This window comes from Azospirillum oleiclasticum (assembly GCF_013423485.1).
Lineage (GTDB): Bacteria > Pseudomonadota > Alphaproteobacteria > Azospirillales > Azospirillaceae > Azospirillum > Azospirillum oleiclasticum.
In genome coordinates, this window is the sequence record NZ_JABFFR010000069.1 from 22031 (window position 1) to 34012 (window position 11982).

The window sequence follows — 11982 nt, forward strand, 5'->3', positions numbered from 1 at the left end:
CGTCACGGGGTGCCGGACGCCCCCTTGTCGAGATCCCGGTGCGAGAGCCCGACCCGGATGCCCTGGTCCGCCAGCCACGCCGCCAGCCGTTCGGCCACATGGACCGAGCGGTGCTTGCCGCCGGTGCAGCCGATGGCGATGGTCAGATAGCTCTTGCCCTCCAGGCCGTAGCGCGGCAGCAGCGGCTCCAGCAGAGCGGTCAGCCGGTCGAAGAAGCGGGGGAAGTCGGGATCGCCGGCCACCCGCTCCGCCACCGCCGGGTCCAGCCCGGTCAGCGGTCGCAGCGCCGGGTCCCAGTGCGGGTTGGTCAGGAAGCGCACGTCGAACACCAGATCCGCCTCGCGCGGCAACCCCAGCCGGAAGGAGAAGGAGGTGACGAAGACCTGGAGTGCCGGCTGCATCCCCAGCCGGAACTCCGCCGCCAGGATGCGGCGCAGATCGTGGATGGACAGCAGCGTGGTGTCGAGCGGCACGTCGGCGCGCAGCTTGACCGGGCGGAGCAGGCTGCGTTCGAGCTGGATGCCGTCGGGCACCGGGCGGTCCACGGCCAGCGGGTGGCGGCGCCGCGTCTCCGTGAAGCGGCGCTGCAGCGCCTCGTCGCCGCAGTCCAGGAAGACCAGCCGCACCTCCAGCTCGGGCCGCTCGCGCAGCGACTCGATCTGCTCCACGAAGGCCTCGGCGGAGAAGTCGCGCGTGCGGCTGTCGATCACCAGGGCCAGCGGTCGCCGCGTCGGGTCCGCCTGCTGCAGAAGCGCCGTGACCAGCGACAGGCGCAGGTTGTCCACCGCCTCGTAGCCCAGATCCTCCAGCGCCTTCAGCGCGACGGACATGCCGGCCCCGGACATGCCGGTGATGACGACGACCCGTCCGCGTGCGGACGCCAACGACGACGGGTGGGGCGACGACGGGTGGGGCGATGACGGGAGGGACGGGGCGGCGTTGGGGGTCATGGGACGAGGGGAACCTGACCTAGCGTGTGCGTGCGTGCCGCGGCGGCGGCGAGGCGGAGCTTGGCGGCGGCCGACGGCTCGAAGGGGATGAGCGCCAGCCGTGGCAGACGGGCGTCCAGCAGCGTGACCGACTCCGCGTCCGGCAACCGCTCGACCCCGCCGGCCGCCACCAGATCGACGACCAGCCCGACCTCCGCCGGACCCGCGCACGGCAGCCGTACGATGCCCAGGCCACGGACTTCCAGCAGCCCGGCGAGCGCCGCCGGGGCCGACGCCATCAGCCGCCCGTCCACCATCCGCAGCTCCACGCGGTCATCCGCCACCAGAATGGCGCCCCCGTCGATCAGGCGCAGCGCCACGTCCGACTTTCCCGCACCCGAGGGTCCACGCAGCAGGACACCGGTGCCGCCGACGAGGACGCAGGTGCCGTGTATGGTCACCATGATGGCCGGAGGTTGGGACGCCCAACGGATTCTGTCAATCGTCCATCGCGGACGACCGCGAACGGAAGCGTGGCGTCACCGGTGGCGCCGGTTGGCACGCCGGTTTCAGCGCGCCAGTTCCGGTCGCGGTGCGGCGGCCCGCAGTTCTTCCAGTTCGCGCGCCAGGGCGTCGCGCCGGCGGATCATCTCGTCCAGGTCGTCCAGCTCGGCCGCTTCCTGGCAGGCGGAGCGGAAATCGCGCTCCCGCTCCAGCCGTCGCAGCAGCACCTTGTAGCTGTCGGCGATGCGCGACAGATGGTGCTGCGCGCCCTGCAGCGCCTCGGCCAGCTGCGCCCGTTCGGCGGTGGCCACCCGCATCATCCGGGCCAGCTCCCCCTGCTGGTGGCCGGCGTCCCGGATCAGGCGGGCGAGACGGAAGCGATGCAGGTCGACGACATTGGACATCCGGTTTCGGCCCTCTCCGTCAAAGGAACAGGCGGTCGCCCGCCGATCGGCCGGGATGCCCCCGACGTCCCGCACATCGCGCTCGGTATTAAGAAAAATGACGCCTATCGCCGCGCTTGTCCAGCCTTCGCGTGTGCGGAAGATTTCGCTAAATTTGAATGTTTGTGGCGTCTATCCCACAGGCAACCTTACCGTGAAGACCGCTCCCGATACGGCTCCGCCAGGCGACCTTCGATTGTGTGCGGTGATGCTTCCCTCGTGCGCCTCCACGATCTGGCGGGAGATGCTGAGCCCGAGGCCGGAATGGGTGCCGAACTTCTCGCCGGCCGGACGCTCGCTGTAGAAGCGCTCGAAGATGGCGGTTTCCTTGCCTTCCGGGATGCCGGGCCCGTCGTCGGACACCTCCGCGACCACGGCCCCGGCGGTGCGGCGGGCGGACAGCCGGACCCGGCCGCCCGGCGGCGAGAAGGACAGCGCGTTGGCGATCAGGTTCTGGAACACCTGGGTCAGCCGCCCCTCCAGGCCGGGCACGGTCAGATCCTCGCCGGCGGGGATGTCCACGACCACCCGCGGTGGCCCGATGTCCGGTGCCGGCCCGTTGCCCGGGCCGCCGGCGGGCACCGGCTCCGGGGCCGCGGTGGCGTGGATGTCGGCCAGCGTGCGCAGCATGGCGCCGAGATCCACCGGCTCGGGCTCGGCCCGGCTCAGCTCCGCGTCGAGGCGCGAGGCGTTGGAGATGTCGCTGATCAGCCGGTCCATCCGCTGGATGTCGTCGGCGATGATCGCCATCAGCCGCGCCCGCCGGTCGGGGTCGCCCACCCGGTTCACCGTCTCCACCGCGCTGCGCAGGGAGGACAGGGGGTTCTTGATCTCGTGCGCCACATCCGCGGCGAAGCGCTCGATGGCGTCCATGCGCGTCCACAGCGCCGCCGTCATGTCGCGCAGCACGCCGGACAGATCGCCGATCTCGTCGCCGCGGACGCGGAAGTCGGGGATGTCGGTGTGCCGCCCGTGCCCCAGCCGCACGCGGTCCGCCGCCATGGCAAGCCGGCGGATGGGGCGGGCGATGGTGCCGGCCAGATAGACCGACAGCAGGACGGTGACCGCCAGGGCCACCGCGAAGACCTTCAGGATGTCGAGCCGAACGGAGCGGATGGCGGCGTCGATCTCGGTGCCCGCGCGCGACAGCAGCACCGCGCCCAGCACCTCCTTGTAGCGCTGCACCGGCACGGCGACGGTGAGCATCAGCCCATCGCGCCCGTCCGCCCCCTCGCCGCGCCAGACGGTGGAGGCGACTTCGCCGGCCAGCGCGCGCTCCACATCGCCGGCGGCCGGTCCCTGCGGGGCCGTCCTCTCCTCGTAGACCGGGAAGGCTTCGCGGCTCGGCAGGATATCGACGATGCGGTCGTAGAGGTCGGCCGCCGCGCGCGACAGCGGGTTGCCGGAGTCGGGCGGCGGCAGCTCCTGGATCTGGATGGCGCCGCTGGAGCCGACCAGCACGCGGCTGTCCGACAGCAGCCGCCCGTCCGGATCGAACAGGCGGGTTCGGGTCGCCGTCGTCTCCACCAGCCGGCGCACCATCTGCCGGGCCAGCTCGGGCTGCAGGACGTAGGTCTCCTCCACCGCCCCCTCGTCGCGGCGCACGGCACCCTCGCCGAGTGCCGAGGCGAAGATGCGCGCCTCGGTGCGCAGCGCGTCCAGCTCGGCCTGGATCAGCCGGTCCTGGTAGCGGCCGAGATAGAGCAGCCCGCCGACCAGGATGGCCAGCGCCAGCACGTTGACCGCCAGGATGCGCAGGGTGAGCGGCGAGCCGCCGCGGCGATGGTGGCGGCGCGGTGCCCGGTCGGCGGCACGCTCACCCCTCGCGGTAGCGGTATCCCACGCCATAGAGCGTCTCGATCTGGGCGAACTCCTCATCGACCGCCTTGAACTTCTTGCGCAGCCGCTTGATGTGGCTGTCGATGGTGCGGTCGTCGACATAGACGTGCTCGCCGTAGGCGGCGTCCATGAGCTGGTCGCGGTTCTTGACGTGGCCGGGGCGCTGGGCCAGCGCCTTGACCAGCAGGAACTCGGTGACCGTCAGGTCGATGGTCTGGCCCTTCCAGGTGCAGGCGTGGCGCGCCGCGTCGAGCGCCAGCGCTCCGCGGACGATCATCTGGCCGGGGTCGCCGCCCTCCTTCTCGCGGCTCAGGCTTTCCCGCCGCAGCAGCGCGCGGATGCGCTCGATCAGCAGCCGCTGGGAGAAGGGCTTCTTGATGTAGTCGTCGGCGCCCAGACGCAGCCCCATCAGCTCGTCCACCTCGTCGTCCTTGCTGGTCAGGAAGATGACCGGCATGTGCGACGTCTGGCGCAGCCGCTGCAGAAGCTCGATGCCGTCCATGCGCGGCATCTTGATGTCGAGCACGGCGAGGTCGGTCGGCCGCTGCGTCAGCCCGCGCAACGCCTCGCCGCCGTCGGAGTAGGTGCGGACGTCGAACCCCTCCGCCTCCAGCGCCATCGACACCGAAGCCAGGATGTTCCGGTCGTCATCGACCAGGGCGACCGTGTGCGCCATCGGAACCTTTCCTCATAGGATGATGCCTGACCATTGGGACCAGCTGGCGGACGACCTTTTGCAGATGGGTGCGTCGTATGCCATCTACCAGTTTTCCCTTTCTCACGCCCGATTTTCTGCGCCAATATGGCGGGGTTGGGGCGGAGCGCATCCGCCGCGACGGGATCGTCAGCTTTCGCCGGCAGCGTCCGCCAGCATTGGTGGCCGGCGGCAACGCGAAGGGCCAGAGTGTCGCAGACAGCGCGGTTTCGGTCGGGGCGGCGACGGGTTCGTCCACGATGAGGTCCGGCGAGACCACCGGCGGGCCGGGGGAACGGTCGGGACATGGCGACGCCGCGCGCGCGGTGATGCGCGCGACCGACCGGGCGGTGCTGACCACCGCCCAGCGCGACGCGGCCGGCTGGCCCTATCCCTCGCTGGTGCTGGTGGCACTCGACCATGACGCCACGCCGCTGCTGCTGATCTCCACGCTTGCCGACCACACGCTCAACATCGCCGCCGATCCGCGCGTGGGGCTGCTGTTCGACGGCACCGCCGGACTGGAGCAGCCGCTGGCCGGCGCGCGCGTCTCGGTGCTTGGCCACGCCTTGCGGTCGGAGGAACCGCGCCACCGCGCGCGCTTCCTGGCGCGCCACCCGTCAGCGGACATCTACGTCGGCTTCAAGGACTTCGCGGTGTACCGGGTGGCGGTGGAGCGGGCGCATCTGGTGGCCGGCTTCGGCCGCGTCCGCTGGCTGGAGGCCGCCGACCTGCTGCTGCCGCCGGTCCCGCAGGCCCTGGTCGACCAGGAAGGTGCGATCGTGCGTCACATGAACGACGACCATGCCGACGCGCTACAACTGTACGCGACCGCGCTGCTGGGATTTCCGCAGCGCGACGGCGATGGCCCGGGGTGGACGATGACCGGTGTCGATCCGGAGGGGTGCGACCTGCGCCGTGGCGCCGAGGTGGCGCGTCTGCCTTTCGGCCAGCGGGTCGCGGAGTCCGGGGAGGTGCGGGCCGAACTGGTGCGCCTCGTCCGGCAGGCCCGCGCCGGCGGTGGGGAAGGGGTTACTTCGGCCGGACACCCAGCCTCGTGAATTCCGCACTTTCAAGACGGGGGATGAGCGCTCTACAAGGACCCTGAGCCAGCCGAGCCGCCCGAACGGCGGCCCGGCCATCGATAAACGACACCATCAACGAACAACAACGCGTCATGAGGAGACCCGACCGATGAACCGACTGCCCCAGCACGTGCCCCGATCCCGCGGCGTCGCCGGACGGGTCCATCCCTGATCCCCGGCGCGGGACGGGTGCCGGTCGGCGGGCCACACGCCGCACCGGATCCACGCCCACCGCGTCGAAACGTCGCTGGAACCCGGGGGATGATCCCCTTGGGATGATGAACCCCCATTGGCCGTACAAGCCGACGCGTCCGTAGTCAGCGGCGCGCAACCGATGTTCGATGGCAGGCCAAGGGGCTGGAGGAGAGGCTGAAAGGCTATGACGAACGAGCTGCCGCGGACCCGGAACAACAAGCTCCTCGACTGGGTCGAAGAGGTCGCCCTGAAGTGCAAGCCCGAGCGGGTGCACTGGTGCGACGGTTCGCAGGAGGAGTATGACCGGCTCTGCGCCGAGATGGTCGCCCAGGGAACCTTCATCCGCCTGAACGACGCCAAGCGCCCGAACTCCTACCTCTGCCGCTCCGATCCCGGCGACGTCGCGCGGGTCGAGGACCGCACCTTCATCTGCTGCGAGCGCAAGGAGGATGCCGGTCCCACCAACAACTGGGTGCATCCGGAGGAGATGAAGGCCAAGCTCGACGGCCTTCTGGAAGGCTGCATGCGCGGCCGGACCATGTATGTGATCCCCTTCAGCATGGGTCCGCTGGGCTCGCCCATCTCGCACATCGGTGTGCAGATCAGCGACAGCCCCTATGTGGTGGTCAGCATGCGGATGATGACCCGCATGGGCGGCCGGGTGCTGGACGTCCTCGGCGACGCCGACTTCGTGCCCTGCCTGCACTCCATCGGTGCGCCGCTGGCCCCGGGCGAGGCCGACGTGCCCTGGCCCTGCAACGCCGAGCACAAGTACATCGTGCATTTCCCGGAGACGCACTCGATCGTCTCCTATGGCTCGGGCTACGGCGGCAACGCGCTGCTCGGCAAGAAGTGCTTCGCGCTGCGCATCGCGTCCTCCATGGGCCGTGAGCAGGGCTGGCTGGCCGAGCACATGCTGATCCTCGGCGTGGAGAGCCCGGAGGGGGAGAAGACCTACGTCGCCGCCGCCTTCCCGTCGGCCTGCGGCAAGACCAACTTCGCCATGCTGGTCCCGCCCGACGGCTTCGACGGCTGGAAGGTGCGCACCATCGGCGACGACATCGCCTGGCTGAAGCCCCAGCCCGACGGCACGCTGCGCGCCATCAACCCGGAGGCCGGCTTCTTCGGCGTCGCCCCCGGCACCAGCATGAAGTCCAACCCCAACGCCATGAAGACGTTGAACGCCAACGTCATCTTCACCAACGTGGCGATGACCGACGACGGCGACGTCTGGTGGGAGGGGATGACGGAGGAGGTGCCGGCCCACCTGATCGACTGGCAGGGCAAGGACTGGACGCCCGGCTGCGGCCGTCCGGCGGCGCACCCCAACTCGCGCTTCACCGCCCCGGCCAGCCAGTGCCCCAGCATCGACCCGGCCTGGGAGGATCCGGCCGGCGTGCCGATCCGCGCGCTGATCTTCGGCGGCCGCCTGTCCAAGACCTTCCCGCTGGTGTTCGAGGCCTTCGACTGGCAGCACGGCGTCTACCTCGCCGCCACCATGGGGTCGGAGGCCACGGCCGCCGCGGTGGGGCAGGCCGCCATCCGCCGCGACCCCTTCGCCATGCTGCCTTTCTGCGGCTACAACATGGGCGACTACTGGAACCACTGGCTGGCGATGGAGACGCAGGTCGAGACCCTGCCGCGCATCTACCGCGTCAACTGGTTCCGCAAGGACGCCAACGGCAAGTTCGCGTGGCCGGGCTTCGGCGACAACATGCGGGTGCTGAAGTGGATCGTCGACCGCGTGCGCGACCGGGCGCCGGAGCCGGCCGCGAGCCCCTTCGGCTACATGCCGCGTTACCAGGACCTGAACTGGAACGGCCTCGACTTCTCCGAGGACCGCTTCAACGGCATCATGAACATCGACCGCGGCGAGGCGGAGGCGGAGGCCAGGGACCAGGCCGAGCTGTTCGGCCGCTTCGGCCATCACCTTCCGTCCGAGCTGGAGGAGCAGCGCGAGAAGCTGCTGCGCCGCCTGGACGAGACGCCGCCGGTCTGGCGCCTCGCATGATGTGACGCGTCCCTGGAGACAGGAACGGCCCCCGCACATCCCGGCCCCCGCACATCCTGACCGGTGTGCGGGGGCTTCGTGGTTTTCGGGGTGAACTCCGGGTGGCTGCTCCACCTCCGGTCTACTCCCTTCGTGACACTCCGCCGCCGCGCCGCTAGGATCGCGGGGACGTTGCGGCGCCCGTGCCCGGCGTATCTGGATCATGCGGATTCCACAGCCCGCCGCGCACCGCATCTGCGACCCTGCGCGTTCGGGTGGTTGGATCCGGCCGGGTTAGCCCCGGCGGGTGGCGAGGGAGCTGGCGGCGATGTTCGTGATGATCGGGGTGGGCATCGTCCTCTTCAGCGTGTTCGGCGGCTATGCTATGGCTGGCGGCCATCTGGGTGTGCTGTGGCAGCCCTTCGAGTACCTGATCATCCTGGGAGCCGCGGTCGGGGCCTACTGCATCGCCAACCCCAAAGGCGTCATCACCCACACCGGCAAGGAGGTGGGCCACCTCTTCAAAGGACCGAAATACAAGAAGGAGGATTATCTCGAACTCCTCACCATGATGTATCAGGTCTTCAAGATCGCCAAGACCAAGGGCCTGCTGGCGCTCGAACAGCACATCGAGAAGCCGGAGGACAGCCCGCTGTTCCAGCAATTCCCGAAGTTCTACGGCGACCACCACGCCATCGCCTTCCTCTGCACCTACCTCCGCCTGATGTCGCTGGGGGCCGACAACCCGCACGAGCTGGTGGACCTGATGGAGGAGGACATCGAGACCATGCACCACGAGCACCAGCGCGTGTCCGACGCCATCCAGGGCGTGGCCGACGGCGTGCCGGCTCTGGGCATCGTGGCGGCGGTGCTGGGCGTGATCCACACCATGGGCTCGATCACCGAGCCTCCGGAGGTGCTGGGCAAGCTGATCGGTGCGGCGCTGGTGGGCACCTTCTCCGGCGTGCTCTTCGCCTACGGCTTCTTCGCTCCCATCGCGGGTGGTCTCAAGCACATCTACCACGCGGAGGGGAAATACTATCAGTGCATGAAGACCGGTCTGCTCGCCCACCTCTCCGGCTACGCGCCCGCCATCTCGGTGGAATACGCAAGAAACGTGCTCGAACCGGAATACCGCCCATCCTTCGCCCAGGTCGAAGAGGCGACCGCGGCGCTGCCGCCGGCGTGACCCCATGACCAGCGACTCCGTCCGGATCGTCTGGAACGAGGGGACCATGGGCGACTGGTCCGCCGTCTTCGCCCGCATCGCCCGCTCCACCCTGCCGCAGGCCTTCGGCTACGCCCAGGCGATGGGGAAGACGCACGGCTATGTCCCGCGCCTTGGCCTGATCGAACGGGCGGGGGAGGGGCTGGGACTCGTCCAGGTCCTGGAACGCCGCCACCTCAAGCTGTTCCACGAGCGCCAGCTCCACCGCGGGCCGCTGTGGTTCGATGGGGTGCCGGGCGAGGAGGTGCTGGAGCCGGTGCTGCGCCTGCTGCGCAAGGCGCTGCCGAGCAACCCGCTGAACCGTGCCAGCCTGCTGCCGGAGTTGCCCGCCGGCCCGGCGATGGAGGGGCTGATGGCGCGCTGCGGCTTCACCCGCATGGCGATCGGCTACCGCACCGTCTGGCTCGACCTCACCAAGCCGGTCGAATCGCTGCGTGCCGGCTTCTCCACCACCTGGCGGCAGCGGCTGAAGGCGGCGGAGAAGGCGGGCCTTGTCATCGACATCGACGCGGAGGCGAAGAACCTGCCCTGGCTTATGAAGCAGGAGCACGACCAGGCCGCCGCCAAGGGTTTCCGCGCGATGACCGGTCCGCTGGCCGTGCGGCTTCGCAACGCGCTGGTGAAGGCGGACGGGGTGATGATGGTGGCGGCGCTGGCCGGCGGCGAGCCGGTTGCCTCGGCCCTGTTCTACGGGCACGGTCGGTCGGCGACCTATCAGGTCGGCTGGTCCAACGAGGCCGGGCGCCGCAGCCACGCCATGCGGCTGGTGCTCTGGCGTGCCATGCAGGCGTGGAAGGAGCGCGGGGCGGTCGCGTTGGATCTCGGCGGCATCAACCCCGACTCGGCGCCCGGCGTGACCGAATTCAAGACGGCGATGGGCGGCGAGGCAGTGGAGACCGTCGGCCTTTACCGCTGACGGCCGGCCAACACCAGCGAGAGGAGAGCGCGCATGGCTCCGAAACCTCCGGCAAAGGCTCCGGCGCCCCCCCCGGCAAAGCGGGCGGCCGCGCCCGATCCCGACCACATCAGCGCGGAGGAGGCGAGCCTCGCCATCGACCGGGCGGCGGCGAAGCGGCCGCAGATCGCGGTGGCGCGGGAAAAGCTGTCGAAACTCGCCGGCGACGACGAGCGCGGCCTTCGCATGCTGGCGGAGGCGATCCGCCGCATGATGCGCGAGAGCTGACGCGGGGCGGACCCCGCATCGGCCGTCAGCAGCCGGCCTTGGCGGCGCAGGCGTCGGTCGGCTTGCGCACCACGCGATCAGCGGCACCGTTGCCGGTGACCAGCTGAAGCCCGCCGCGCGCCTGTTCGAACTGCCGTTCGATGCTGCGGACGGCCTGCTGGAAATCGCGCAGGTCACGGCCGTCCAGCTTCTGGCCGGTGGGCAGGTCGATGCTGCGCGGGTCGATCTGCTGGCCGCGCTTCAGCACCTCGTAATGCAGGTGCGGGCCGGTGGAGCGGCCCGTGCTGCCGACATAGGCGATCACCTCGCCCTGCTCCACCTTGGCGCCGCGCCGCAGCCCGTTGGCGAATCGGCTGAGGTGGGCGTAGGCGGTGGAAATCTCGTTGTTGTGGCGGATGCGCACATACTGGCCGTAGGCGCCCTTCGCCCCGGCCTCCTCCACCACGCCGTTGCCGGCCGCGTAGATCGGGGTCCCGGTGGGGGCGCCGAAATCGACGCCCTTGTGCATCTTGCTGTAGCCCAGGATCGGGTGCTTGCGCATGCCGAAGCCCGAGGTGATGCGCACGCCGTCCACCGGCGTGCGGAGCAGGGCCCGCCGGATGCTCTCGCCCTGGCGGTTGTAATAGTCGACGCGGCCGTCATGGTCCTTGAAACGGTAGATCGGCAGCTCCCGGCCGCTGAGCACCAGGGTGGCGTGGAGCAGCTCGCCCTCGCCGGCGTCGCGCCCGTCCTCGGTGACGATCCGCTCGTAGAGCACCGCGAACCGGTCGCCCGGCTGCAGGTCGCGCTGGAAGTCCACCTCGTGCGAGTAGGCCTTGATCACCGCCATCATCACGGAGATGGGGACACCCGCCTTGCTGCCGGCCTCGAACAGGCTGGACTGGATCTCTCCCAGGCCGGCGGCGGGCAGCCGCCGCACCGCCTTCTCGTTCTCCGATGTCTCGAACCCGTCGTCGCCGCGCGCGACCGAGACGGACCGCACCACATCCGGCGCGATCTCCAGCCCGACGAAGCGCTTGGAACCGCCGCGCCGCGGTTCGAACAGTACGGTGACCTCCTGCCCGACCTGCAGGCTGCGCGGATCGAACCGCTCGCGCAACGCCTCGATGGCGCTGTGGGCGTCGTCGCGCGGCACATCGGCGTCGGACAGCAGAGTCATCAGCGTGTCGCCGCGCGCAACCGCCAAGGTGTGACGCTCCGGCTCGGGTGCCGGCTCCGCCTTTGTTGTCGGTGCGGGGCTCGCCTTGGGGGCCGGACCCTGGCGCTTGATCGTCGGACCGGCGGGGCGGTCGGACGCCGCCTGCACATCGACCGGGACACTCTGGGTGAGCAGACCGACCAGGCCGGCAGCGCACAGCGCGAGGGTGGGAAGGCTGGCGAGCCTCGGACGCACCGCATCCTCCGTATCGGTTGGGGGCCGGACCGCGGATGCGGCCCGTGCTCCGACCTTGCTCAGGGGGCGGCCCGCTGTCAACGGACAAGCCCTTGCTTGAACCGTCGTACGGGTCGCCTGCCCCTTGGACGGTCATCCGGCACTAGGCGGGATGGACAGACGATGGGGGCCTTCCGCGCCCTTCCGGAAAAAAGCGGTGCACGATGAAAAAAGTAGTTGCGCGGTTTGGTGAGGTTGGCCTAAAACCCCGTTCACCGACGCGGTGCTGCTGACGAAGCGGCGCGGGTCGGTGCCCCCCGAGACAGGGTAGCGGATTGCGGCGCCGGGAAGCTGGCGCTCCGAAACGCGTCTCCGGACGGGGGATTTGGGGTGGGAACGCCCCGGGATCTTTGAAAAGTTGATACCGTGTTGTGAGAAGGGATGCGCAGGCGGCGGCTTTGTAAGCCGGGACTGTGGCCTGGTTTCATCGGGGTGGACCCGGGGGAGCAGGGCGAAAGAC

11 protein-coding genes are annotated in these 11982 nt (G+C 69.9%); 5 read left to right on the forward strand and 6 right to left on the reverse strand.

Going from position 1 to position 11982, the window contains the following annotated elements; all coding sequences use genetic code 11:
• Positions 1-2: 2 nt before the first annotated feature.
• The 5 genes from rapZ to HL658_RS35455 all read right to left on the reverse strand — a co-directional run bounded on the left by rapZ (position 3) and on the right by HL658_RS35455 (position 4391).
• Positions 3-950: an RNase adapter RapZ gene (gene rapZ / locus HL658_RS35435; RefSeq protein ID WP_180286850.1), complete on the reverse strand. Its 948-nt coding sequence runs from the start codon at positions 948-950 to the stop codon at positions 3-5.
• The gene (locus HL658_RS35440) at positions 947-1393 is read right to left on the reverse strand and encodes an HPr kinase/phosphorylase (protein ID WP_180286851.1); all 447 of its coding nucleotides are present in this window, start codon (positions 1391-1393) and stop codon (positions 947-949) included. The genes rapZ and HL658_RS35440 overlap by 4 nt, the downstream gene beginning before the upstream one ends.
• 105 nt (positions 1394-1498) lie before the next feature.
• The gene (locus HL658_RS35445; protein ID WP_246338296.1) at positions 1499-1837 is read right to left on the reverse strand and encodes a hypothetical protein; all 339 of its coding nucleotides are present in this window, start codon (positions 1835-1837) and stop codon (positions 1499-1501) included.
• Between the two features lie 171 nt (positions 1838-2008).
• The gene (locus HL658_RS35450) at positions 2009-3724 is read right to left on the reverse strand and encodes a stimulus-sensing domain-containing protein (protein ID WP_180286852.1); all 1716 of its coding nucleotides are present in this window, start codon (positions 3722-3724) and stop codon (positions 2009-2011) included.
• Positions 3693-4391: a response regulator transcription factor gene (locus HL658_RS35455; RefSeq protein WP_180286853.1), complete on the reverse strand. Its 699-nt coding sequence runs from the start codon at positions 4389-4391 to the stop codon at positions 3693-3695. Before HL658_RS35455 ends, HL658_RS35450 begins: the two co-directional genes overlap by 32 nt.
• 278 nt (positions 4392-4669) lie before the next feature.
• Between HL658_RS35455 and HL658_RS35460 the strand changes: the two genes are divergently transcribed.
• The 5 genes from HL658_RS35460 (at position 4670) to HL658_RS35480 (ending at position 10090) form a co-directional block, all read left to right on the forward strand.
• Positions 4670-5470 carry a HugZ family pyridoxamine 5'-phosphate oxidase gene (locus HL658_RS35460; protein WP_180286854.1) on the forward strand — a complete coding sequence of 267 codons (801 nt, stop codon included), beginning with the start codon at positions 4670-4672 and terminating at the stop codon, positions 5468-5470.
• A 403-nt stretch (positions 5471-5873) separates the two neighbouring features.
• The gene (locus HL658_RS35465; RefSeq protein ID WP_180286855.1) at positions 5874-7700 is read left to right on the forward strand and encodes a phosphoenolpyruvate carboxykinase (GTP); all 1827 of its coding nucleotides are present in this window, start codon (positions 5874-5876) and stop codon (positions 7698-7700) included.
• Positions 7701-8007: 307 nt separating this feature from the next.
• Complete coding sequence (gene motA / locus HL658_RS35470; protein WP_180286856.1) at positions 8008-8868, forward strand: flagellar motor stator protein MotA; 861 nt, start codon at positions 8008-8010, stop codon at positions 8866-8868.
• A gap of 4 nt (positions 8869-8872) precedes the next feature.
• Positions 8873-9823 (forward strand): lipid II:glycine glycyltransferase FemX, encoded by a 951-nt coding sequence (locus HL658_RS35475; protein WP_180286857.1) that lies wholly within the window; start codon positions 8873-8875, stop codon positions 9821-9823.
• Positions 9824-9856: 33 nt separating this feature from the next.
• Positions 9857-10090, forward strand: a complete 234-nt coding sequence (locus tag HL658_RS35480) for a hypothetical protein (protein ID WP_180286858.1) — start codon at positions 9857-9859, stop codon at positions 10088-10090.
• Positions 10091-10115: 25 nt separating this feature from the next.
• On the opposite strand, the gene HL658_RS35485 is transcribed toward HL658_RS35480, so the two are convergent.
• Complete coding sequence (locus HL658_RS35485; protein WP_180286859.1) at positions 10116-11483, reverse strand: peptidoglycan DD-metalloendopeptidase family protein; 1368 nt, start codon at positions 11481-11483, stop codon at positions 10116-10118.
• Positions 11484-11982 lie beyond the last annotated feature (499 nt).